The following is a 24,651-nucleotide window of genomic DNA, read 5'->3' on the forward strand; positions in this document are numbered from 1 at the left end:
GACTTTTTCAGATGTAAAATTGACCTCTTCCCGCCCCCTTGCGCAATCCGTAAGCAGGGGCATTTTGGCCTCCGGGCCAGTACGGAGCCGGTTTTCCGTAGCCCACGGTAGCCGCCCCCGGGCTGCGGCACGCCGGGCCGGTCAAGGGCATAAAAAAAGCCCTTCCGAAGCATCGAAAGGGCTTTTTAGGGCGAATCAGTAAGCTAAGCAGCGCGGCTCAGCCGCTCGCGTTGCACTACCGCATCAAAGGCTTTGGTTTCGGGCCGGGGCGGATGGCCCAGGCCGGCCAAGTCCTCTATGGTCAGTTCGCCATCAATGTAGCGCTGCAGTTCGGTCAGGATGGAGGCCGCCGGTAGCGTGCCCCCCAGGGCGGCCACGGCAATGCCCCACTCGGCGTGGTTCTGCCGCTTGCGCCGGGCAGCCTGCTCGTCCTCGGGCAGGTCTGCCGGTATGGCTCTGAAATATTTACTTTCCATTGACTTCAATGCTATTGTCTCATTTCCGTCTATACGCAAAACTGTCGGGCTGGATTCCGTTTGACTTTTCCAGGCCGCTGGGACCGTCGCCAACAAACAGTTGTTTTGCCTTGCCACGACCGCAACATTTCGGCCCCGGAAGCAGTACACTTTTGCCTAACCAAAACCCGTTCCCACCATGGCAAATTACAATCAGCACCGCGACGAGGAGCGCTACGAAAGCCGTAGCCGCAACCAGCAGAACTCGGACGGCATGGGCCGCATGCAGGGCCGCAGCTCGTCGCAGTACGACAACCAGGACCGAGGCTCCCGCTCGGGCATGTCGTCGTACGATGACTACCAAGACCGCGACTACTCCGGCCGCGGCATGAATTCTGGCATGTCGTCGGGCCGCAGCGGCATGTCCGGCATGGGCATGTCGGGCATGAACTCCGGCATAGACCGCGACGACTACCGCGGCGGCCGCGGCATGCAACAAAGCAGCACGGGCCGCTCCGATTACGGCATGGGCTCGGGCATGGACCAGGACTACGGCCGCGGCGGCATGTCGGGCCGGAGCGGCATGGATATGTCCGAGCGCGGCGGCTACGGCAGCGGCCGCAATTCGTCGATGGGCATGTCGTCGTACGACCGGGACTCCTCGCGCGACATGGGCCGCATGAGCCGCGGCAACTCCGACATGGACTACGACGGCTACGGCAGCCAGAATTACTCCTCCTCGCGCCGCGGGATGAGCCCTGGCATGGGCAATGGCTACGGCAGCGACTATTCCGAGCGCGAAGACATGAGCTCCTCGTACGGCCGCAACAGCTCCTACGGGCGCGGCAGCTACGACAACACCGACGACTACCAGGGCGGCAGCATGAACCGTCGCAACCGCGACTCCGATAATAACATGGGCCGCAACATGAATTCGGGTATGTCGTCGGGCATGAGCTCCGGCATGTCGGGCCGCGAGAATTCCTCGTACGGCTCGTCCTACGGTTCCTACGACTCGTCGATGTACGGCCGCAGCGACGACTACGACCAGGACCGCGGCATGGGCCGGCGCGGCAGCTCCTCGATGAGCAGCAGCCAGGACTACGGCCGCGGCTGGAACGACGAGGATGACCGCCACGACCGGGGCCGCGACAACGACCGTCGGGGCCGATACTAGAGCCTGATTCATCCGGCAGTGAAAAGCCGGCGCGGGAGCTTCCCGCGCCGGCTTTTTTGCGTCTGGGACGAGCGGTTACAGCTTGCCGTCAGCTCTTTAACAACTGGTAAGCATGTTTACCAACGGCTTAATAAACAAGTTTACCAACGTTTTTTGGCTGCTCGGACGCCGGTCCGCAACTTAGCAAAGCCCTCGTTATTCCAAGGCTAGTACCTAGACCTAGAATTTAGCTTCCGTCCTCAGCTGATTCCGCGCATCGAGCGGCGGAATCAGCTGAGGGTGGTTGAAAAGCTAGAAGCAGAAAGCTAAAAGCCGGCTGACGTTCCAGAACGAAATTCAACCACCCCTAGCCCCCCCGCCGCTTGATGCGCGGAATCATCTGAGGAGGGGAACTAGCCTGTAGCTTCTACCTCTAGATATTCCTGCGCAACTGAGGATTCCTGTAGTGCTTCGGCCGGGCCGGCGCCACTCCGCTTTATCTATAGATAGAGCCGTGCGCGTTTCGGACGGCTGGCGTACCTTTGCCCACCGTTGGCGGGCTGCGCGCAACCTCTTGCCCTCGGCAGTGGTTATCAGCCTGATTCCAACGGCGCCGCCTTCCCGCAGCCGCGCTCCGCTGACCGTTTTACCCCCGTAATGCACCCTACCATTTCCACTGACATCTGCATCATCGGCGCCGGCCCCGTGGGCTTGTTCGCCGTATTCGAAGCCGGCCTGCTCAAGCTCCGCTGCCACGTCGTCGACGCGCTGCCCCAGGTGGGCGGGCAGCTTTCGGAAATCTACCCGAAGAAGCCCATTTACGACATCCCCGGCTACCCCGAGGTGCTGGCCGGCGACCTGATTCAGAACCTGATGCGCCAGATCGAGCCCTTCCACCCCACCTTCACGCTGGGCGAGCGGGTGGAGCGGTTCGAGAAGCTGGAAGATGGCTCGTTCCACCTCATCACGGCCGACGATACCGTCATCCACTGCAAAGCCATCTGCATTGCCGGTGGCCTGGGCTCGTTTGAGCCGCGCAAGCCCGCCATCGAAAACCTGGAAAGCTACGAGGGCGGCCGCGGCGTGTACTACATGGTGCGCGACCCGGAAACCTTCCGCGACCAGCGCATCGTCATTGCCGGCGGCGGCGACTCGGCCCTGGACTGGACCATCTTCCTCGCGGGCGTAGCCAAGGAAGTAACCCTGGTGCACCGCGGCACCACCTTCCGCGGCGCCGCCGACTCGGCCGAGAAGGTGAAGCACCTGCACGACGCGGGCAAGGTGAACCTGGTGCTCAGCTCCAACGTGACCCACGTGCACGGCCCCGACGCGCTGGAAGCCGTAACCATCACCGCCAACGACGGCTCGACCCGCACGCTGAATGTCGACTCGTTTATCCCGCTGTTTGGCCTCACGCCCAAGCTGGGGCCCATCGGCGAGTGGGGCCTGGAACTGGCAGACGACGCGGTGAAGGTCGACACGCTGGACTACTCGACCTCGGTGCCCGGCGTGTACGCCATCGGCGACATCAACACCTACCCCGGCAAGCTCAAGCTCATCCTCTGCGGCTTCCACGAAGCCGCGCTGATGGCCCAGGGCGCCTACAAGCACATCTTCCCCGACAAGAAGTACGTGCTCAAATACACCACCGTCAACGGCGTGCCTACTCTCTAAGGGCTGGAGGGTATGAGGGTGTGAGGGCAGGAGTCTGTAGCACGGCCTTCTTACTTTCATCCCTCCTAGACGCCTACCCTCTTACCCTCATACCCTTAATTAGCATGACCGACGAAGTACGCGTGTACGTGGAGGAGGCGCCGGGCCAGCGCACCGAGCTGGTGGCCCCCACCGATATGGGCCTGAGCCTGATGGAGGTAATGAAGGCCTCGGGCTACGACATCCAGGCTACCTGCGGGGGCATGGCCCTGTGCGGCACCTGCCACGTGGAGGTGCTGGCCGGCCCCGAGCTGCCCGAGCCCTCCGACGATGAGCTGGCCATGCTGGAGTCTCTGCCCATCATGTCGCAGGGCAGCCGCTTGTCCTGCCAGATTCGCATCACCGAGCGCCTCGACGGGCTGGTGGTGCGCCTGATGCCGCAGAACGCCTAAACGGCTCCGGCATACCAAACCCGCACGGTCGAGCATTGGCTCCAGGTCTTATCTTGGGGCCGATGCCCGACCGTTACGCGTTTATCCGGGGCGCTTTCTGCCTCTGTTTGCTGGCCTCTCCCCTACTGGCCCCGGCCCAGCGGCGCCCCGGCCTCACGCTGAGCGGCGGCCCGGGTTTCTTCATGAAGCCGCACTGGTTTACGACCGGCAACGCCTTCGTGCAGGACGCGGCCCCTTCCTGCCGGGCGGAGCTGCAGTGGCCCACCGCCCGGCTGGAGCGGCTGCAGGTGGTGGGCTTCGTGCGCAACGGCTGGTGGGCCACCGAAACCGTGAGCCGCTACAACGGCTACGACGCCTACTGGGCCGGACAGGTATACCAGCTGGGCGGCGGCCTGCGCTACGTCGATTTTATGAACCTGGGCCATTGGCTGGAGCCCTTTGCGGGCCTGAACCTCTCGGCTGGCTACGTCAGCGCCTACCCCGATGGGCTGGCGGACCTCACCTACCTGGAGCCCACGGCCCGGCCCCGGCGCTGGACGGCCCTGCTGGGCGCCGAACTGGGCCTGCAGGTCTGGGCTTCGCCCCGCGGCGGTCCTACCCTCACGCTGGAAGTATACCAAAGCCTGCTGCGCTACTGCCCCAACTACACTTTCACCGAGTACGTCCAGCGCCCCGACCCGCAGCCGCCCCTGGCCTACGAGGTGCGCGGTCACGCCCTGCGTGGGCAGGCGGCCCTGCTGCTGGGCTGGCACTGGCAGCTCGGCGCGGAGCCGGCCCGGCCACCCCGGCAGCGCTGGCGCACCCCACGCTACAGCGAGCCAGCTACTGCCGAGCCCAATGATGAGGAGGTGCCCGAAATGGAGGAAACCGACTAAACGCACAAAAGCCCGCCGGGAAGCGGGCTTTTGACTTGATAGGCCGGCCGGCTTAGCGGCGGCGCGAGGATTTCTTTTTGCTCGAGGTCTTTTTCTTGCTGCTGCTGCGGTGGCTCGACGACTTGCGGCTGGCGCTGCTGCTGCTGCGGTGGCGCGAGGAGTAGTGGCGGCGCGAGGTGCTGCGGTGCGCCGTGGCGGCCGGCTTGGCTGCTTCGGCTTTGGCGGCTTCTTCGGCCAGCACTTCCGCTTCCGTGGGCGGGCCAATGGCCACGGCGCCGCTGGCGGCGTCGGGCTGGGGCTGCGGGGCCACGGGCTGCACCGAGGGCATTTTCTTGCGCGGCGGCATCAGAAAGGTGCGCTCGGCGCGCTCCTGGGCCGATAGTTTCTCTTCGCCGGCCAGCACGGGGCCCACCGGAATGGTGGCTTTGCCGGCGGTATCCACGGCTTTGCCGCCCGAAACGGCGGGTTTGCGGCCATCCTGGGCCTGGGTAGTCAGCGCAAATACGACCATCACGGCCGTGCACAAGGCGGTTCTTAGCATCAGCAATCCTCCAGAAATAACTCAACCGAATGGCGAAAATACCAGCTCCGGCCGGGAAATTCAACCCCGGAATCATGCAAAAGCTGTAGAAACACGGATTAGCGCGCCCCAGGCCAACGAAATCGGCCTCAATCTTTTCCGTCGCCGAAAGTTGCGGCGTTCGTAGCGGCCAGCCGCCACCCTGCGTGTCATGCCGAGCGGGAGCGGGGCATCCGGGTTACGACGCCTGACGGGCTCACCCAGATGCCCCGCTCGATATAACAGCCCCGGCCCTACTGCGCGCCGATGCGCAGGCGCTGGCCGGCCGAGTGGCTGCTGAACTCCGGGGCGTACATGCACTGCACCTGGCTGATACCGGAGCTGAAGTCGCCGGCCTGGGCGGCGCGCAGGCGGTACTCGAATACGTGCGCGCCGCGGGGCAGGAAGTCGAGGAAGAAGTTGGTGGCCGCGTCGCGGGGGCTTTCGTAGTAGCCCAGGCCCTGCTGGTAGCGGTAGCCGGAGGTCTGGCTGATCAGCTCCAGGCCGGCGGCGCGGGTGTCCTTCAGGTGCACGTACTCCAGCTCCCGGTCGGTGCGCAGCGTGAGGCGCACCACCAGCACCTCCCCTACCCGCAGCGGCGCCTCGGCCGTCATGGGCGTCAGGACGGGGCCGCTGGCGCCGGGCGTTTCGCGGAACAGCTGGCGCGTGAGGGTCAGCGGGGCTTTTTCGGCGGCCGTAATCTTATCGAGCTGCTCGAAGTACTGCCAGTACAGCCCGCCCCAGGCCACGCCGGCGTCGGTTTTCTGCACCGTGACGTTGCCCATGTCGGCGCGCACCTCGGCGGCGGGGAAGCTGCGCTTCACGTAGCCGGTGCCGGCCTCGGCGCCCTCGGTAGTGTTGATGCGCGTCGTGCCGAGCGTGACCTGCAGGGGCTGGGTGGGTTCGAGCCAGTTGCGGCCGCCCTGCAGCAGCAGGGCGTAGCAGGCGTCGGCGGTGGCGCGGGTGCTTTCCCAGTTGTGGGTGCGCTTGTGGCTCAGCAGCCACAGCTTCATTTCCTCCACCGACTTATCGTCCTTAGCCACCTCGTGAAAGGCTTCGATGAGCAGGCTCTGGGTTTCGACGGGGGCCTGCTGCCAGTAGTAGCCGGGGCGCACGTCCTTCCAGTACATGCCCAGCTCCTCGTGGTGAATGGCGTTCTGGCGCAGGGCTTCCATGATGGGCTGGGCAGCTTTGGCCTGGGCGGCGCGGCTGAGCACCAGAGCGGCCATGCCCTGCAGGTAGCGGCCGCGCTTGGGCCAGTACTGGGCGGCCTGCCCGCGGTAGTAGGTGTAGGCCGGTTGGGCGGCTTTTTCCAGCGTCGGGTCGGAGTCCTGGCGCCAGAACGAGCGGGCGTACAGGGCGTGCAGGGCGTCGTCGCCAAGGTGGTCGTCGGCGAGCTTCACGCCTTTCTGCTTGCGCAGCCGGTCGTAGTCGTTCTGCAGCTCCCGGTCGAGGTATTCCACGGCGCGGCTGAGCATGTCGGCGGTGCGCTGGTCCTGCATGGCATCGAAGGCGCCGAGCTGCCGCAGCTTACCGAAGCCGGCCACGATGAGCTGGGTGATGTAGCGGTTGTCGGGCATCTGCTTAAACCAGGGAAAGGCGCCGCTGGGGCTCTGCATTTCCTGCAGCCGCAGGATGGCCCGCTGGGTTTCGGCCTGCAGCTTCGGCTCGTCGAATAGCTCGGTGAGGCGGCGCATGCGCTCGGTATCGGTCTGGCCTTCGCGCACCCAGGGCGTTTCCTGCAAGAGCAGGTTTTTCAGCTCCTGGTTCTGCTCCAGCTTGCTGCGGAACGTGTTCTTGTCCCCCGAGGCCGCGGCTTTTTTCCACTCGTCCAGCAGGGGCCGGATGCGCGGGTTGGCCTGCACGATGCGGGCGGCCAGCAGGTTGGCGTAGAGGCGCGAGAAAGTCTGCTCGGCGCACTCGTAGGGGTACTCCATCAGGTAGGGCAGGCTCTGCACGGCGTACCAGGCCGGGTTGGCCGTCAGCTCCAGCGTGAGGCCCTGGTTGCGGCGCGTCGGCGAGGTGGTGCTGGTCAGCTTCTTCAGCTCGAAGGTGCGCGTGCCGGCGCCGGTAATGGCCAGCGGCAGCGTCTCCGTCACGAGCAGGCGGTTGGGCAGCACCGGCAGGGTGTTTTCCTCGCCATCGGACAGGGTCAATATCCAATGCTTTTCCCGCTCCTCTTTGCTGATTTTCCTCACCTTGTCTTTACCGTTCTTGCGCTTGCCCACAACCCGATGCTCAACGTGAGGCGGCGTTGAGCCCATATCCTGCTTCGCCTCAGCCACCACGCGGTAGGTTACGGCTTCCAAGGGCACGGCCTGGTCGGCGGGGATGCTGAGGTCCCAACCCACGGTGGTGCTCTGGTTGGCGCCGACGCTGAACGTCACCTGGGCCGGGCTCTTGAGCAGCTGGGCGTCGAGGGGCTGGTTGGTGCGGGCGTCGAGCAGCTGCAGCTGGGCAGTGCCACTAAGGGCGCTGGCGGCCAGGGAGCTGATTTTGGCGGTTAGGCGCAGCTGGTCCCCTTCGCGGAAGAAGCGCGGGGCGTTGGGCGTCACCATCAGCTGCTTCTGGGTGACGAGCTGCCGGGCCAGCAGGCCGGTTTGCAGGTCGGGCGTGTGGGCCAGGGCCAGCAGCTGCCAGCGCGTCACGGCCTCGGGCATCTTGAATTCGAGCACCACTTCGCCCTGGGCGTTGGTGCGCACGGCCGGCTGCCACAGGGCCGTTTCGCGGAAATCGGCGCGCACGGGCACGGCGCTCAGGTCGGCCGCGGGCTGCTTGGCGGTGGTGCCGTAGCCCACGACGACTGATTCGCTTAGCTCTTTTTCTTCCAGCAAACCAGCGGAACTGTCGGCCATTGACTTCTTCGCCATCATCGGCGCGGGTGCGGCGGCCATAGCCATTTCTCTGCGCATGCCGCCGGGGGCTCCTACACTGCGTGATACAGACTGAACCTCCTCGTCCCTTTTGATAACTGGCGGCGTGAACTTGACCGTCGATACTTTTTCCAGCTCCCACCACTGCCAGTAGTCCATGCGCAGCTCGGGGTACAGGTAGTAGGCCTGGCCCACCGGCTTGCCTTCGAAGCTGGCAAGCAGCGTCTGCCAGGGCACCGTATTGAAGTGCGCCCCCCAGCCGAAGCGCGGTCCGAAGTAGGGCGGGTCGATTTGCGGCGCCTGGTAGCGGTGCGGGCGGAAGTAGTCCAAGGACTGGTCGTAGAGCGTGGCCAGCAGCTCGGCGGCGGCGGGCTGGCTCTGGCTGTTCTTGATGGTCACGCGCCAGGTTTCCTGCTGGCCGGGCTGCAGCTTGTCGCGGAAGGTACTGATGTCGAGGGCCAGCGGGCGGGGCGGCTCGTTCACCATGATGGTCAGCTCGCGCTGGTAGAAGCGGCCGTCCTGCACCAGCACCAGGCGCACGTACAGCGGGCCTTCCGGGGCATTGGGCACGCTGATGAGGCGCTGCTCATTGCTAAGCGTCAGCCACTCGGCGCGCAGCAGCTGGCCGCGGCTTTCCACTTCCAGCCGCACCGGCACTTTGTCGAAGCCCGAGCCGATGAGCACCTGCACCGGCTGCCCTGGCCGCACGTGTTGCGAGGCCTCGGTCAGCCACACGGGCAGGGGCAGCGGCAGGCGCGCCGCGGTGGGGTTGTAGAGCGTGAAGCCGAGGCGGGCGCGGGCGGTGTCGGCGCCGGTCAGGCTCTGGGCTTCGAGCAGGTAGGCCCCGGGCGTCTGGGTGGCCAGGGCTTTGCTGACTTCGGGCAGGCCATTGCCCTGCTTGGTATCGAAGGGCCACTCCCCCACCAGGCGCTTGGGCCAGGTTTCGGCATCGTCCTCGCGCAGCCAGGCGTCGTGCGGGAAGAGTTTCTGGTGCTCCTCGCGGGGCAGACCGGGCTGGTCGGGGCGCGGGCCGGAGCGCGGGTGCAGCACCCGGGCGGGCGGCGTGAGCTGGTAGAGGCGCACGGTGCCGGCGGCGGGCACGGTTTCGCCGGCCGCGTTCTGGCTGCGCAGGCTAAAGGCGCTGTCGAGGCGCTGCTGGTTGATTTCCCTGGCTCCGCTGAGCGTGAGGTTGAGCGCACTGCCGCCCAGCGGCACGTTGCGCTGCTCCGAGCGGGTTTCGCCGTTGGGGTCCGTCACGTCGGCCACTACCTCAAACACGTAGGTCGGGCGGCCGGGGCGCGGGGGCCGGTAGCCGCCGTCCTCGTCGTTATCGTCGTCGGTGCTGGTGTCGGCGTCGTCGGGCGCGGCGGCGGTGAAGCTGATGCGGAAATGGCCCTGGGCGTCGGTTTGCACGGTGCCGGTGGCAATCTGCTGCTCGGCGCCGCCGGGGTAGTAGGGCCGGCGGTAGCTGCCGCTCCCACCTTCGCCGCCGAAGCCGAAATCCAGCGCCGCCCAGCCAAACAGCGGCCACTGCGTGCGGCGCACCACGCGGTACCGCACCGTGGCCCCGTCGACGGCCGGGCCGGCGTAGGCCGTAGCCGTGCCGCGCACCGACAGCGTGTCGCCGAGCTTGGGCCGGCCCGTCACCGGGTCCAGGGTCACGAAGAAGGTCGGGCGCTTGTAGTCTTCCACCGCAAAGCCCTGGTAGCCGATTTGCTCGTTGTTGTCGGCAGTTTTCACCACCAGCTGCATCTCGCCGTTGAGCAGGCTGGCGGGCAGCGTCAGCTCGCCGTGGAAGGAGCCGTAATCGGAGGTGGTAAACGGCTGCTCCAGCACCTGCTGCCCGTTCACGTCGAGCAGCTGCAGGCGCACCGGCAGGTTCTTGAGCACCGCGCTGCGCCCGTCCTGCTCCTGGGCCACGATGCCCTTGAAGTACAGCGTCTGGCCCGGGCGGTAAATGGCGCGGTCGGTGTACACAAAGGCGCGGCGCTGAGGCCGGCGGGTTGGCGGGTTGTCGGGCGCCGGGCGGCCGGGCATACCCTCGGCAATGACCAGGGAGTCGCGGCCGCGGCTGAGCAGCACGGCCTGCATGTAGCGGCGCTGCTCCTGCCGGTAGGGCAAGGTCAGGTGGCCGTCGGCGGCGGTGGGCTGGGCCGCGTCGGGCAGGTAGCGCCGGCCATTCTGGTAATCGATAAACCAGGGCTGCACCTGCACGCCGCCCAGGGGCTGCCCGGTGGCGCGCTGCAGGGTCCAGAGGTCGGTGCCACCCGTGGGGGCCGCCCGGTGCACCAGCCCCAGCTCACTCACCGTCACGAAGGCGTACACGGTGCTGATATCGGCTCGCTCCTTGGTGGGCTGGGCGGCGGCAGTGCTCAGGGCCAGCAGGTAGTGGCCCACCGGCAGGGCGGGACTGGCCAGCTCGGCGCGGTGCACTTTGTAGTCGGCCGGGCCGGGCAGGCTGAGCTGCCAGGTGGCGGCCGGCGCGGCGCTCAGGCGCTTAGCGTAGGCTTTTCCGATTTCACTTTCGCGGCGGTTCAGCAGCTCGTCGAGCATGGCCCGGCCGCTGATGCGCCAGGCGTAGCCGTAGACTTTGTCGAGGTTGCGGTGCTGCACGCTCAGCAGCAGGGCCTGGCCGGGCAGCTGCACCTGCGCGGTCTGCACGCTCAGCACGGGCCGTTCCAGGTCGTTGAGCAGGCTCTGGGCCCGGGCCGCCCCCACCGATTTCGGGAACCGTTTGATGGCCTCCCGGGCCAGCTGCACGGCTTCGGCCGGCTCACCGCGCTGCTGTAGCAGCTGAGCCAGATCCACCTGAAAATCGGCCCAGGCGGGCAGCTGCTGGTAGGGCTGCTGGGCGCGGCGCAGTGCGGCCTCGTAGCCACTGCGGGCCGCGGCGGGCGGGGTAGCAAAGCGGTACACGTAGGCCAGGCGCAGCCGCTCCACGTCGGCGCGCACGGCCGCGGGGCTGCCCTGGTGAAAGCGCGTGAGCTGCTGCCAGATGCGCAGCGCGTGCAGGGGGCCGTTGAGCGAGTCGGCGGCCGGGGCCGTCAGCGGCAGGGCCACGAACTCGGCGTCGGGGCCAAACAGCTTGGCGTCGTTGAAGCGGAACTGCTCGGCGGGCCTGGTCAGGTACAGCTCGTCGTCGGCCAGGCCCTCGATGGCGCGGTGGGCCAGCAAGTCGTAGAGCGTGGGGCGCAGGGCAGTGCCCTGGGCATCGGCGAAGGTGGCCAGGCGGCCCAGCGCGGCCAGCTTGGTTTGCTGCTGCCGGGCGGCGTCGGTTTCCACGGAGGCGCGGTAGTGGCGCACTACCCGGGCGGCCAGGCGGGCGGCGTCCCAGGTAGCCAGGTCGGCGCCGTCGGGGTTGTTTAGCAGGTCCGGGGCTTCCTCCGGGGCGGGCTGGCCCACGGTGGTGCGGTCGTGCAGCCGGTAGCGGTTTTGCTGCAGGTACTGGTGGTACTGTTCGGCTAGCAAAGAGTGCAGCAGCGGGCGGGCGGGGAAGGTGGCGGCGGGCAAATCGGCTTCGAGCAGCTGGATGCCTTTCTCGTCGGCGTCTTCCTCGCGCTCCTCCAGCAGGTGCAGGCGGTAGACGAGGGCGCGCACGTAGTCGGCCGTCTGGCGGCCGGCGCGGGCTTTCTGGTAGATGCCGAGCACCAGCTGCTGGGCCGCCGCGGTCTGGTCTTTGGCCAGCAGCGCGTCGATTTTTTTCCACTGGGCGTCGTAGGGCCCGCCGGCGGGCGGGGCGGAGGCATTGGAGGGGGCAACCATCAGCAGCAGCCAGAAAGCAAGGAGGAAAAGGGGAAACCGCATGGGCAAAGCAAGGAATTTGCGCTTAATGAGATGTGCCGAACCAACCTTTTCCACACGCCGCGCCCCGGTTTATTGTCGGGCTTTGGTGGGTACGGGGTTTCTCACACGATGATGTGAGGCCTACAACCAAGAACCCGGCCGCGTTACCTTTAGGCTAGTTTCCTCATTTCCAACCAGCTCTGCGGCTTCGGTTTATGTCGCTTCGTTTTACCGCGGTTGCCGCGGCTTTTTTGGTAGCAGTGGCGGCCCCGGCGGCCCGCGCTCAGTTCAGCATGGGTCCGCGCGTGGGCCTGAACCTGGCCCGTTTCCGCGTCAGCCCCGGCCTCGACGAGCAGCACCGGCTGCGGCCGGCGGCGCAGGTGGGCGTGGCGGCTCAGGTGCGCATGGGGCGCTGGGCCCTGCAGCCGGCCTTCGTGTTTTCGCAGAAAGGCTCGGTGCGCCGCTATACGGTCGACGTGACGCTGCCCCAGGGCCAGCGCGTGGTGTACCAGGAAAAGCAAACCACCCGTGTGCCCTACCTGGAGCTGCCCATCCATCTGGCCTACACGCCGCGCTGGGCCCGGGGCGTGCAGGTGTTTGCCGGCCCGTACGTGGCCGTGGGCATCGGCGGGCACATGGAGCTGACGCCGGAGTCGGACAACGCCCCGGAGCGCACCCGCTACCCCATTTCCTACCCCACGTTGTTTGGCGGGGGCTACAGCTTCCGCTGGCAGGACGTGGGCCTGAACGCGGGCCTGGGCTACCAGCACCAGCGCCTGCTGGTGCAGCTGCAACAGAGCTTCGGGGGCACCAACGTGTGGCCCGTTCGCGACGCCGGCCAGGAAATCGGCGGCCGCTACCACCGCGTCACGTCCCTGACACTCACCTACCTGTTCGGCCCGAAGCCGCAGCCGGATTTCATGCTGGATTAGGCGGGCTTCGCGGTCCGCCTTTTTGGCCGCAGCTAATTAACCCAAGTTGCGGAGTTGTCTAAGGCTAGCAGCTAGGTTAGAGCTAGTTCCCCTCCTCAGATGAGGAGGGGCTAGGGGTGGTTGACCCCGTTTTAGAACATCTTTTAGCTCTAGTTCTTCTAGTTCTAATCTTTCAACCACCCCTAACCCCTCCTCAGCTGAGGAGGGGAACTAATCCTAGCACCGTTCCGCAACTTGGGTCACCAAGTGTTATAACGAGCCGTCTAATCTCACGGCCGCCGTGCCAACGCCAGTTGTAGCTACGGCTGCCCTGCTTATATTTATTGACCCGCAACGTATTAGCCGTATCCAGCCTATCTGACGCCATGAACCCCAACACCGCTGCCGCCCACCTGCGTCTGACGCCGCGCCAGCGGGTGCTGGAGCTGGCCCGGCCCTGGGTGCTGTTTCTGCTGTACGTGGCGGCCGCCGGGGCGGGCCTGTGGTGGCTGGCCGTGCCGCTGGCCGTGGCCGTGTGCCTGGCCACCTTCGTGCAGATGCACGACGCCATGCACAACGCCCTGGGCCTGAGCAAGGCGGCCAACGCCCGGCTGCTCACGCTCAGCGGCCTGCTGCTGCTCAAAAGCGGCCACGGCCTGCAGGTCACGCACCTGCGCCACCACGCCCGCTGCCTCCGCCCCGACGACCCCGAGGGCGCCCCGGCCACCTGGCGCTTTGGCGAAGTGCTCTGGCGCGGCCCCTACCACATCCTGATGCTGCGCCGCGAGTCGCTGCGCATGGCCCCGCACACCCGCCGCATTCAGCTCCTCGAAACCGGGCTGACCTTGCTGCTGCTGGCCTTGTTCGTCGGGTTGTACCTGTGGCTGGGCAGTTTGGTGGGGCTGGTTTATTGGGCGGTGGCCTTCGTGATGAGTGCCACGCTGCCCATCTGGGCGGCCTACATTCCGCACCACCTGGCCGACACCAACCCCGCGGCCCGCGCCGCTTCGGCGGCCGCCCAGCTCTGGACGCCGGTGGTGTCGTCGTTTGCCTTCCACCACGTGCACCACCACTACCCGCGCGTGCCCACGGCCCTGCTGCCCCGCGCCGCCGCCGAGCTGCCGCCCCCGCCGCCGCACGAGCACTAAGGCGGCCCCGCGGCGGCGTTTGGCGTTGCGAGCGGAGTTACGTTGCTTTGTCCGATTAATCCGTTGTCGTTCATCTTTCTTTCCTGCGTATGCGCTTCTCTTTACTCTGCGCCGGCCTGCTGCTGGCCGCCGGCACGGCCCAGGCCCAGGTGTACCTGAGTGCCGGCCCCACCGTCGGTTACTCCTACACCTCGTTCGATAACGGGGCCGATAACATCTACCTGCACGGGCCTACTTTCCAGCAGCACGGCCTGTGGCGGCCCCAGGGCGGCCTGACCTTCAATGCCCGGCTGGGCCATTTTGCCCTGCAGCCCTCGGTGCTGTTTGTGCAGAAGGGCAACGAGTCGCACTACACCGCGGAGGGCCGCTACCAGGGCCAGGTCTACTACCGCCGCTTCGAGCAAAGCACCAAAATCAACTACCTGGAAATTCCGCTGAACCTGGTTGCCTCGCTGGGGCGCGAGGGCCGCGGGCTGCAAGTGCTGGCCGGGCCCTACCTGGCCGTCACGCTCAGCGGCAAGGAACACACCCGCGACTTTCCCGACGGCCCCGCCCCCACTTCCACCAACCCCGAACTCAATCCCTCGGCCACGCACGAAGCCACCTGGGACTACACCGTGGGCAAGCCCGAAAACAACCAGGGCTACAGCCCCGCCCTGCGCCGCACCGACTGGGGCGGCAATGCCGGCCTGGGCTACGCGCTGGGCCGCTGGCAGCTGCAGGCCACCTACAGCCGCAGCCTGCGCGGCAAACCGAGCCCGACGCCCAACCCTACCTACGCCTACCTGCCGCACCGCACCTACCAGCTGCGCCTGAGCTACCTGCTCGGCGGGCAGCGGGAGCATAAGCTGCCGGGCTTCCTCTCGTTTCTGAACCTGAAGCCGGCCCAGTAAGCCACTGATTATCCTATTCACAGAAGCCGGCGGCGGCGATTATACGCGTTACCACGCTCGCCCCTTCTCGTATCTGATGCACCGATTCGTATTCTCCCTGGGCTTTCTGCTGGCAATTGGCGCACATAGCGCCGCGGCCCAAACCAGCATCGGGCCGCGCCTGGGCTACAACGCGGCCTGGTACCGCGGCAATACTTCCTTTGAGCGGCCGCTTACCTACGAGCCCGAATGGGGCCTGCAGGCCGGGATAGTGCTGGAGCAACGCTTCGGCCGCCTGGCCGTGCAGCCCTCGGTGCTCTTCACCCACAAGGGCAGCTACATCACCGACCGCGACGAACAGCGCACCACCGGCGGCCAACCGTACGTGCGCGAGTTCCGCTACCGCCAGCGGCTGAACTACGTGGAGCTGCAGCTCCCACTGGTGTACACCCACGGCACCGACCGCGGCTGGCAGCTGTTTGCCGGTCCCTACGCCGCGCTGGGTGCCAGCGGCAAAGGCGACGGTGCCTACCTCGCCACCCTCAACGGCCAGCGCATCGACGGCTACGCGGGCAGCGGTGGCATCCGTTTCGCGGCCGATGGCTCGGAGTACTACAGCAGCGTGCATCCCTACGACGTGGGCGTGCTGGGCGGCGTGGGCTACCGCCTGCGCCACGGCCAGCTGCAGGCGGGCTACACCCACGGCTTCAGCAACCGCATTGTCGAAAAGGTGCGCGAAGTGGGCACAGAGCGGCAGAGCACCGTGTTTGTGGCCTTCACCTACCTGTTCGCCCTTAGCCAGCAGTAGGGCCTAGCGCGGCCGGGCATCAAGCACGCGCTCGGCCTGCGCCACGTGGCGCTGCAGGTGGGCAACGAGGAAGGCAAACTGGTCGGTGAGGCGCAGGCGCAGCAGCGGGAAGATGACGTTCGGGATGCGCACGGCGTTGGCGTTGATTTTGCGCGCCTGCTGCAGCTGGTGGTCCAGGTCGTCGAGCTGGCGCAGAAATACCTCCACCACGGTGCGCGGCAGCCGCGAGCCGCTGGGCGCGTACTGCTGGGGCGTCTTCAGGGGCTTTTCACGGGCGGGCACCAGCATGGAGTCGGTCAGCTTCTTGCCGAAGTAGCCGTGCTTGACGGTATCGGCCGGCTGGGTGCCGCGCTCCAGGGCCCGGCGGATGCGCTGGTTCATCACCGGCAAGTACAGCCCGCCGATGATGTTCAGGTGCTCCAGGCACTGGCCCACGCTCCACTTGCCGGGCGCCGGACCGCGGTTGAGCTGGTCTTCGGCCAGCGGCCGAAACCGTGCCTGCGCCACCCGGCGGATGTCGGCCACGGCCTGGGTAAGCTGATCAAGAAACTCAGTGGTATGGGTAGCAGTGGACGCGGCCATCGGCGGGGTGGGTGGTACGGATGCGGCGGGTAACGAAATACAACTCGGCCTGCCCAAGTTACGGCGCCCCGCGGCTTTTGCCAACGCGAAAACGCCGCTGCGGGTTGAACCGGCGCCGTTACGCGGCCGCGGAGCCCACCGGCCCGCCCCCGCTCACCGGCTTAGGATCTGGCTTCTAGCTCCCGCTCAGCGGTCCGGCCCGCCGGCGCTATTATCTTGCCGCTTATGCTGCGTCTATTACTGTCCTGTTGCCTGCTGGGGCTGGGGTTTGCTTGGTTGGGCGGCCCGGCGGCCCGCGCCCAGGCCGTGCCCAACCCGGGCGAAAACATTGCCTACCTCGTCACCTTCGGCGCCCAAGCCGATAAAAGCTGGGGCGACGACGACTTCACCCAGACCATGTTTTTCCTGGTGCCCAAGGCCCGGCGCCAGCCCCTGTACATCCGCGTCTTCGACCCCGACTGCGGCGGCAAGCACGACGAGGCCAAGTTCGGCTGGAACACCCAGACCGAGTTCAGCCTCTACGGCGGCGCCGGCGCCCACTCCAACGCCGACGCCCGCGCCGCCGAGCCCCGCGCCGGCCTGCGCGCCGGCACCCTGCTCAAAACCGTCACCTTCGCGCAGGATGCGCGTTACGACAACCAGTGGTACACCTTCGGCCCGCTCAACCCGCTGGAGGGTGAGCTGGTCCCCGACTTCGACGGCTACGTGTTCAAGATGGTGGTGCAGGGCAAAAAGGGCGACGACGGCAACCTGTACCGCTTTTTCCTGAGCAGCAGCCCTACGCAGAACGTGCCCGTGGAGGGCGGCAACGCTTTTACCTACGAGTACGCCTTCCGCCTCACGCCCGAGCGCGGCGCCGTGACGCACCTCTACCCCTTCATCAACGAGCACGTCATCAGCATCAAGCAGAGCAACTTCGACGCTGACGACGATATCAGCATGAAGATTTTCTCGGTGGCCAAAAACGGGCACGACGCCGTGGCATCGGGCGACAACAAGTGGGCCAGCAGCACCCACACTATCAGCGAAAAGGAGCACGGCCTGTCGGTGGATCTGCGCATCAGCAGCCGCTCCCGCGCCTCCAACGACCTGGTGTTCTACGTCACCGACCAGTACGACACGGCCTTGCCCTTCTTCGCCATTCCGCTCGGCGGCCCGCCTAAGTACCGCTACGATGTGGACGTGAAAATCCGCCGCCGCTAAGCCCGCGACCCGACTAGCCAGGATGGCCGCTCACCGGCCGCGCGGCCGGGTTCGGCGAGTCCTCAGCCGTCGGGCTGCGGGGGGGCCGTATCTTCCCAAAATGATTCGGTTGCGCTTTGTTTTCGGCCTGCTGATTGGCTTGCTCCTGGCGGGCGGCCGGCCCCTGCGCGCCCAGCAGCCCCAGGCGCCCCGGCACTGGCTGCAGCCGTTCGGCCCGGCCGAGGGCTTCGCGCCCAGCTTCGTCTACGCCCTGCACCAGGACCGGCAGGGCTACCTCTGGATTGCCACCGGGGAAGGCCTCGTGCGCTACGACGGCACCGAGTTCCGCACCTTCACCACCAAAAACGGGCTGGCCGAGGACTTTGCCACCCGGCTCTACGAGGACACCACCGCGCACGCGCTCTGGGTGAACCACTACCAGGGCGGCATCTCGCGCTGGGACGGGCGGCGGTTCGTGAAGGTGCCGAAATCGGCCAGGCTGCCGGCCGGTTTTCGGGCCGCCACGGGCATTCCGGCGCCCGATACGGCCATTGTTGGGAATTACCAACGACGGTTTCAGCTGACGGAACTGCCCGACATTACCTGCCTCCTGGAAGACCGGGAAGGCAACGCCTGGCTGGGCACCGCCGGGCAGGGCCTGTGGCGCCACTCCGACCGGCACCTCACGTTCTACCCCTATCGTAGCCCGGATTTCACGGCGCCGACCGCCTTGGGCCGCGACGGGGTACAAGCGTTGTATGGCTCCGCCGGGGGCCGAATCCACGGCCTGCGCGCCACTCAGTCGCCGGTGCCGTTGGCCCAGCCGCTGTACGCCGGCGCCGGGCAACCGCTGCAAGTGCCGGCCCCCGTCACGGCTTTAGATGTGCAGCCCGCTGGCCCGGACGCGCCGGCGCGCTACCGCGTAGCCACCGACGGCGCGGGCGTGTGGGAGCTGACGCGCAGCGCCGGCTGGCAGTGCATTCCGCGCCTGCCCGCTGCCCTTCGCGCCACCGCCCTGGCCCGCCTGCCCGATGGTAGCCTGTGGGTAGGCACTGCCCTCGACGGCGCCTACTACCTGCCCGCCGACCCGGCCCGCCCCGCCGAGCACTACACCACCGCCAACGGCCTGCTGCACAACAGCATCCGTACCCTGCTCGGCGACCGGGAAGGCCGCGTGTGGTTTGGCACCCACGATACCGGCCTGGCCGTGTGGCAGCGCGGGCAGTTTGCCTACCACCGCTTCCCCAGCGGCGCCCTCGACGTCAGCGCCCTGGCCCAGGACAGCGCCGGCCGCGTCTGGATTGGCACCGAGGGCGCCGGGCTGTTCTGCTACGAGCACGGCCGCCTGCGCCAGTACACCACCGCCCAGGGCCTGCCCTCCATGTACTGCTACGCCCTGACGCAGTTTCGGGCCGGCCAGGCCCCACACGGTACCTATAACCCGCGCTACGCGCCCAACCGCTTCTACCCCGACCAGCTGCTAATAGTCCACCAAAACGGCCTCAGCGCGTATCAGCCAGTGCAAAAGCGGTTTGCGGCCCTGGCTTCACCGGCCAACCCGCTGCTGCGCGACCTGCTGCCCATGGCCGCGCTGGGCGTGCAGCAGCCGGCCGTCTGGGTAGCCTCCCGCACCGGCCTGCTGCGCGTCAGCACCGCCGATTCAGCTCTGTTTCCCGGCACCCGGCTGGCCGGCCTTCTCATCACCCGGGCCGAAGTCGACGGGGAAACGCGCGTGGCGGCCGCACTGGGCCAGCTGCCGGCCGGCCTGCACCGCGTGGCCTTCGATTTCCGGGGCCTCAGCCTGGCCCCTGGCACCGAGCTGCAGTACCAGTACCGCCTGCGCGGCTACCAGGAAGACTGGAGCCGCCCCAGCTCCCTGGCCGAAGCCCAGTTTCCCCGCCTCGACGCCGGCCGCTACGTGCTGGAAGTTCGGGCGCGCCTGCACGCCGGCGCGCCGTGGTCGGCCGCGGTCCGGCTGCCCTTCGGCATTGCCACCCCGTTCTGGCGTACCGGGTGGTTTGCCGCCCTGGTGCTGCTGGGCGCCGCGGCTGCTATCTGGGCTTTCATCCGCACCCGCGAAGCCACGTTGCGCCGCCAGAAGCTGCAGCTGGAGCTGACGGTGCGTGAGCGGACCCAGGAGCTGCGGCGGCAGAAGGCCCACATCGAGGAAATCAACGCCGACCTGGTGCTGGCCCGCGACGCGGCCGAGGCCTCCCGCAAGGCCAAAGCGCAGTTTCTGGCCAACATGAGCCACGAAATCCGCACGCCGATGAATGCCGTCATCGGCCTGACGCACCTGCTGCAGCGCACGCCCACCAACAACGAGCAGACCGAGTACCTGGCTGCCATTCAGGGCTCCTCGCAGAACCTGCTCACCATCATCAACGACATCCTCGACTCCTCCAAAATCGAGGCCGGTAAGATGACCCTGGAACGTACGCCGTTCGGGCTGCGCGGGCTGCTGCAACGGGTGGGGCGCATGTTCGAGTTTGCCACCGCCACCAAGAATCTGCAGCTGCGCCTGGAGCTGGCGCCCGAGGTGCCCCCGGCCGTTTTCGGCGACCCGGTGCGCCTGAATCAGGTGCTGGTCAACCTCATCGGCAACGCCATCAAGTTCACCACCGCCGGCGCCGTTACGGTGCGCGTTGGGGCCGAGCCGGGGGCCGCGGCCGGGCAGTGGCGGGTGCGCTTCGCGGTGCAGGACACCGGCATCGGCATCCCGGCCGACAAGCTCGACGCCATTTTCGAGGACTTCTCTCAGGCCAACACCAGCACCACCCGGCAGTTCGGCGGCACCGGCCTGGGCCTGAGCATTGCCCGCAACCTGGTGGAGCTGCACGGCGGCCGCCTCTGGGTGGAAAGCACCGTGGGCCAGGGCTCTACCTTCAGCTTCGAGCTGCCCTACGAGGAAGCCGACCCGGCCCTGCTGCCCGCCGATACGCCCACCGAGCTGCGCCCCTTCGAGCTGCCCCTGCGGGTGCTGGTGGCCGAAGACAACGACCTCAACCAGCTGGTGGCCCGCAAAACCCTGGAAGCCTGGAACGTGCAGGTCGTCATTGCTGCCAACGGCCGCCTGGCCGTGGAAGCCGCCGCGGCCGAAGCTTTTGACGCGGTGCTTATGGACGTGCAGATGCCCGAAATGGACGGCTACGAGGCCTCGCGCCAGCTGCGCCTGCGCTTCCCCGACGCCGCCGCGCTGCCCATCATCGGCCTCACCGCCTCGGCCCTGCCCGAAGACCGCGCCCTGGCCCTGGCCGCGGGCATGAACGACACCCTGCCCAAGCCCTTCGACCCGGCCGTGCTCTACGCCAGCCTGGCCCAGTTTACCGGCCGCGCCCGGCCCGCTACGGATTCCGCGCTACCGGCCAATGACGCCGCGGCGGCTCCGCTACCCGCTCAGCTTCCGGCCGCTCCAATTGCCGCCGGCCCCGCCGCGCCGCAGCTCGACTGGAGCCTGCTGGAAGAGCTGGCCTTTGGCAACGAGGCGTTCATTGCCCAGATCATCGACACCTTCCTGCGCGACGTGCCGCCCCTCACCGAGCAGCTCCGCCACGCCGCCGCGGCCGCCGATGCCCCCGCCGTGGCCAGCACCGCCCACCGCATCAAGGGTCAGCTGGCGTACTTCGGCCTGCCCGAGCTGCACGAGCAACTAAACCAGCTGGAGCAGCAGGCCAAGCAGCAGCTACCACCCGATGCCGAAGCCCGGGCCGCGGCCGCCCAGCAGCAGCTGGCGCAGCTCTACCCCGTGCTGGCCCGCCGCCGCGACGCCTCCACCCCGGCCTAGCTGGCTTTTGTCGCCGGCCCGCCTAACTTTGGCTTATGCCAAACACCGCTCCCACCGCTCTGCGCTGCCTTGTAGTCGACGACGACCCGCTGGCCATTCAGGTAATTCAGAACTGCATCAGCCACACTGATTTTCTGGAATCGGCGGGCAGCTGCGCCAGTGCCATCGAAGCCGCCGCCGCCCTGCGCACCACGCCCGTCGACTTGCTCTTCCTCGACGTGGACATGCCCCAGATGTCCGGCCTCGATTTGCTTGATACCCTCGTCGAGCCGCCCATGGTTATCATGGTCACCAGCAGCCGCGAGTACGCCGTGGCCGCTTTCGAGCACCGCGTGGTCGATTACCTGGTGAAGCCGGTGGCCTACGCCCGCTTTCTGAAAGCCGCCCAGAAAGCCCTCGAAACTGCCCAGACGCCTGCTGCCGCTACTCCCAGCGGCGGCCCCATCACCACCGACCACACCTTCGTCAAGGTCGACAACAAGCTGGTGCGCGTGGCCTTCGACGACATCCGCTACGTGGAGGCCCTGGGCGACTACGTGCACTTGGTCACCAACCAGCAGAAGCTTATCGTGTACAGCACCATGCGCGCCGTGGAGGAGAAGTTTCCGCCCCAGCAGTTCGTGCGCATTCACCGCTCCACCATCGTCAACCTGCGCCACGTACAGGCCATCGACGACAACGCGGTGGTTATCGACGGCAAGCACCTGCCCATCGGCCAGACCTACATGCGCGAGGTATTGCAGCGCCTCAACAAGTTTTAGCCGCTTCCGCCCGCCGCCATGCCGCTCCGCCTGCCCACACCACCGCGTTTGTTCCGCGCTGCTCCGCTGCTGTTGCTCCTGCCGGCCCTGCCCGCCGCCGCCCAGCAGGCCGGCGACACGCTCAGCGTGGCCTGTCCCGTCCCGCAGGTGCCCGAGCCCTGCGTCGACCTGGATGCTCGCCGCTCCATCGACCCGGCCGCCGGCCCTCTCACCTACCGCTGGCAGATGGGTGACGGCACCACGCTCACGGGGCCGGTCATCTCGCACTGCTACCGCGAACGGAAGCGCTACCTTATCCAGCTCGACGTGCTCGACGAGCGTACCGGGCAGCTGCGCCAGGCCGAGCAAACCTACCCCGTGGACTTCACCCTCGAGCCGCTCATCGATTTCACCCTCTCCACCGACACCGTGCGCGTGGGCCAGGCCGTGGTGTTCGACGCCAGCCAGGCCCAGATTCCGCCCTGCACCAACACCGTGGTACTCTGGGACTTTCGCGACGGTTTAGTCACCAATGGCCGCCGCGTCACGCACGCCTTTCGTAAGCCCGGCCGCTTTGAGGTACGCATGAGCCTGCGGGCCAACGGCCCCGACCCCTGCCCCGACAGCCACTGCGTGAGCCGGCCCATTGTGGTACTTCCCTGATGCGGCTTTAGTTTTCCAAGTCTACTTTCCGCCTTTTTCGCGCAGCCCGGTCAATAAGCCGGGCTTTGCCGCGTTATGACTTTGCCCAATTGATTGTACTAGCCGGGTAGTTTCTTCAGCCCCCGAATGTTTCAGTACAAATATTTATTACAAAAGTTCACAATGTCAAAATAACTCGTTTACTTTGTCCCGCCGATCCAACACGTTCTACTCAAAATACCAAGTCCTCCACCATGAAAACGCTTGTTGCCGCTGCTCTTCTGACTTTCAGCCTCACCACCGCTTTTGCTCAGGATACGCCCTCGCCTGCGCAGCGCGCTACCGAGTACGCCCGCGCCCTCGCCCCGCAGATTGGCCTCGACCCGGCCCGCATGCTGCAGGTGAAAAAGCTCGCGCTCAGCCGCATGGAGAGAGAACAGGAAATCGACCGCATGTACGCCGGCGACGAAGCCATGCGCCAGCCCAAACTGGCGGCCGTCAACCAGGAGTACCGCGAAAGCCTGAAGGGCCTGCTCACGCCGGCTCAGTTCCAGCGTTTCGAGCAGTGGGCGGCCACCGCTCCGGCCAACGCCACGGCCGCCAAGCCCTAAGCCAGGCGGCTAAGCCGCTCGCGCTGCTGCTGCAGTTCGGCCATGTGTTGCAGCATCAGCAAGGTTTGCTGCCAGAGGCTTTCGTAAGGGATAATCTCTATTTCGGCGAAGGCCTCGCCCGGCGGGGGCGTTTCCTGCAGACGACTTAGCAACGCCTGCCCTTTTTTCTCGCAGGCCTTCGGGTCGAAGTTTTCCTTTACCGTCAGTTGCAGCAGCCGGAACATCAGCCGGCTGCGCAGCGTGGCGGCGTCGCGCAAATGCGCGTTTTCGTACTTGCGCAGGCTCTCCAGGCGCGCCAGCAGCGCCTCGATGTTGCCCTCGCGCAGGTAGTGCAGAAACTGCAGAATCAGGATGGCTACGTTGTAGCCCTGCTTGTCGCGGCTGTGGTCGGGGATGCGCTGCACCAGCTGGGCGAAGTGCAGCGGCCGCAGCCCGGCCTCCTCGGGCCGCACGAAGAACAGGTAGGCCCGAAACAAGTCCCAGCGCTGCCGGGCCGGCTGCGATATTTTTGTCACGAAGGGGTTGTTCTGCATCCGCCGCAGCAGGCTGCCAGCCAGGGCGTAGTCGCCGTCGTGCATGGCCAGCAGAAAGTAGTTTTCCAGGAACACAAACCAGTTGTTGCTGGAGCGGTGAAAGGCCGACAGGTAGCCTTCGGCCACGGCCAGGCCGTCTTTCAGCCGCCGGGCGCGCAGGTGCGCGTACACGTTGTAGAACTTGGTGAAGCGGCTGTCGAAACGCTTGGCGTTCAACTTGCCCTTGGCAAACAGCTCCTCCGCTTCCCCCGTGATGCGAATGATTTCCTCGAAGTTGCCCACCAACTCCTGCAGCATCAGCTGCAGCTTGAGCAAGGGGTCGTACACGTTGTAGGTGGGCTGCTGCTTATAGAGCGTTTCCAACTGCCGGATGGTGGTGGGCACCTGCTGCAGCAGCCGCCGCCGCGACGACACGGAGCGCGTCAAGTCCATCTTTGCCTCCTGAAACAGACGCTGCGCCTGCTGCTCCACCAGCAGGATCTGGTTGAGCTTATCAAGCTGCTTCACGCTCTTGCGGTACTGCGGGTAGTCGTTGGTTTCGATGCTGATGGCCCGCAGCATGTCCCAGGCGCTGATGGCGTGCTGGGTAAACTCGCCTTCTTCCGCCAGCCGGGCCACTTTGCGCAGAATCTGCGGCAGCAGCACCCGCTCGCCTTCCCGCAGCAGCATATTGGCTTGGTAAATCATTTCCAGGCACTGCTGCTCGTAGCGCCGGAAAGCCGGGTGCCGCGGGTCGGTGTGGTCGAGGAAAAACAGGTGATTCAGCAGCTTCTGCTGCAGTCGCTGCTTGAGCTTGCGCACGGTAGCCTGGGTTTTGGCCGAGCCACTGTTGTATATCCGCTTGGCTACTTGCAGATTGCTGACGTTGGCGTCGGCCAGCAGGATTTCCAGCAGCTCCTCCTCGCGTGTACGGGCCTGACCGCGGCTGTCGAACTCAATCAGTGGCACAGTCGTTAGCCGCCGGTTCGTCACAACCTTGGCCAAATTCACCAACTCATTCATAGCTCAGGCGCGTTTTGTGGCTCAAATCGG

Annotated in this window: 18 protein-coding genes; 13 read left to right on the plus strand and 5 right to left on the minus strand. The window is 66.5% G+C overall.

The window, feature by feature from the left end:
• Positions 1–203 precede the first annotated feature (203 nt).
• Complete coding sequence (locus EJV47_RS13435; protein WP_126693675.1) at positions 204–476, minus strand: hypothetical protein; 273 nt, start codon at positions 474–476, stop codon at positions 204–206.
• Between the two features lie 178 nt (positions 477–654).
• Between EJV47_RS13435 and EJV47_RS13440 the strand changes: the two genes are divergently transcribed.
• The 4 genes from EJV47_RS13440 to EJV47_RS13455 all read left to right on the plus strand — a co-directional run bounded on the left by EJV47_RS13440 (position 655) and on the right by EJV47_RS13455 (position 4,591).
• Entirely contained in the window at positions 655–1,632 is a 978-nt protein-coding gene (locus EJV47_RS13440; RefSeq protein WP_126693676.1) for a hypothetical protein, read from the plus strand.
• A gap of 636 nt (positions 1,633–2,268) precedes the next feature.
• Positions 2,269–3,285, plus strand: a complete 1,017-nt coding sequence (locus EJV47_RS13445) for an NAD(P)/FAD-dependent oxidoreductase (protein WP_126693677.1) — start codon at positions 2,269–2,271, stop codon at positions 3,283–3,285.
• 104 nt (positions 3,286–3,389) lie between these two features.
• Positions 3,390–3,716, plus strand: a complete 327-nt coding sequence (locus tag EJV47_RS13450) for a 2Fe-2S iron-sulfur cluster-binding protein (RefSeq protein ID WP_126693678.1) — start codon at positions 3,390–3,392, stop codon at positions 3,714–3,716.
• A gap of 62 nt (positions 3,717–3,778) precedes the next feature.
• Complete coding sequence (locus EJV47_RS13455; RefSeq protein ID WP_126693679.1) at positions 3,779–4,591, plus strand: hypothetical protein; 813 nt, start codon at positions 3,779–3,781, stop codon at positions 4,589–4,591.
• 52 nt (positions 4,592–4,643) lie between these two features.
• Here the strand turns inward: EJV47_RS13455 and EJV47_RS13460 are convergent, their stop codons facing one another.
• Both EJV47_RS13460 and EJV47_RS13465 read right to left on the minus strand, forming a co-directional pair.
• A complete protein-coding gene (locus EJV47_RS13460; RefSeq protein ID WP_126693680.1) occupies positions 4,644–5,132 on the minus strand; it encodes a hypothetical protein in 489 nt (162 codons plus the stop codon).
• Between the two features lie 272 nt (positions 5,133–5,404).
• Entirely contained in the window at positions 5,405–11,827 is a 6,423-nt protein-coding gene (locus EJV47_RS13465; RefSeq protein ID WP_126693681.1) for an alpha-2-macroglobulin family protein, read from the minus strand.
• 194 nt (positions 11,828–12,021) lie between these two features.
• On the opposite strand from EJV47_RS13465, the gene EJV47_RS13470 reads away from it, so the two are divergent.
• From EJV47_RS13470 to EJV47_RS13485, 4 genes are all read left to right on the plus strand, one after another.
• A complete protein-coding gene (locus EJV47_RS13470) occupies positions 12,022–12,738 on the plus strand; it encodes a porin family protein (protein ID WP_126693682.1) in 717 nt (238 codons plus the stop codon).
• A gap of 365 nt (positions 12,739–13,103) precedes the next feature.
• Complete coding sequence (locus tag EJV47_RS13475; RefSeq protein ID WP_126693683.1) at positions 13,104–13,865, plus strand: fatty acid desaturase; 762 nt, start codon at positions 13,104–13,106, stop codon at positions 13,863–13,865.
• Positions 13,866–13,954: 89 nt separating this feature from the next.
• Positions 13,955–14,758, plus strand: coding sequence for a porin family protein (locus tag EJV47_RS13480; RefSeq protein ID WP_126693684.1), 804 nt, complete (start codon positions 13,955–13,957; stop codon positions 14,756–14,758).
• A gap of 76 nt (positions 14,759–14,834) precedes the next feature.
• Positions 14,835–15,545: an outer membrane beta-barrel protein gene (locus tag EJV47_RS13485; RefSeq protein WP_126693685.1), complete on the plus strand. Its 711-nt coding sequence runs from the start codon at positions 14,835–14,837 to the stop codon at positions 15,543–15,545.
• A 3-nt stretch (positions 15,546–15,548) separates the two neighbouring features.
• Here EJV47_RS13485 and EJV47_RS13490 read toward each other — a convergent pair whose 3' ends face one another.
• The gene (locus EJV47_RS13490) at positions 15,549–16,127 is read right to left on the minus strand and encodes a DinB family protein (RefSeq protein WP_126693686.1); all 579 of its coding nucleotides are present in this window, start codon (positions 16,125–16,127) and stop codon (positions 15,549–15,551) included.
• Between the two features lie 225 nt (positions 16,128–16,352).
• On the opposite strand from EJV47_RS13490, the gene EJV47_RS13495 reads away from it, so the two are divergent.
• From EJV47_RS13495 to EJV47_RS13515, 5 genes are all read left to right on the plus strand, one after another.
• The gene (locus EJV47_RS13495; RefSeq protein WP_126693687.1) at positions 16,353–17,330 is read left to right on the plus strand and encodes a hypothetical protein; all 978 of its coding nucleotides are present in this window, start codon (positions 16,353–16,355) and stop codon (positions 17,328–17,330) included.
• Between the two features lie 100 nt (positions 17,331–17,430).
• The gene (locus EJV47_RS13500; protein WP_165903753.1) at positions 17,431–21,093 is read left to right on the plus strand and encodes a hybrid sensor histidine kinase/response regulator; all 3,663 of its coding nucleotides are present in this window, start codon (positions 17,431–17,433) and stop codon (positions 21,091–21,093) included.
• Between the two features lie 35 nt (positions 21,094–21,128).
• Complete coding sequence (locus EJV47_RS13505; protein WP_126693689.1) at positions 21,129–21,854, plus strand: LytR/AlgR family response regulator transcription factor; 726 nt, start codon at positions 21,129–21,131, stop codon at positions 21,852–21,854.
• A gap of 18 nt (positions 21,855–21,872) precedes the next feature.
• Entirely contained in the window at positions 21,873–22,496 is a 624-nt protein-coding gene (locus EJV47_RS13510) for a PKD domain-containing protein (RefSeq protein ID WP_126693690.1), read from the plus strand.
• 233 nt (positions 22,497–22,729) lie between these two features.
• Complete coding sequence (locus tag EJV47_RS13515; protein ID WP_126693691.1) at positions 22,730–23,086, plus strand: hypothetical protein; 357 nt, start codon at positions 22,730–22,732, stop codon at positions 23,084–23,086.
• Here EJV47_RS13515 and EJV47_RS13520 read toward each other — a convergent pair.
• Positions 23,083–24,567, minus strand: a complete 1,485-nt coding sequence (locus EJV47_RS13520) for a hypothetical protein (protein WP_126693692.1) — start codon at positions 24,565–24,567, stop codon at positions 23,083–23,085. The genes EJV47_RS13515 and EJV47_RS13520 overlap by 4 nt on opposite strands.
• Positions 24,568–24,651 lie beyond the last annotated feature (84 nt).

The organism is Hymenobacter gummosus (assembly GCF_003970915.1).
Lineage (GTDB): Bacteria > Bacteroidota > Bacteroidia > Cytophagales > Hymenobacteraceae > Solirubrum > Solirubrum gummosum.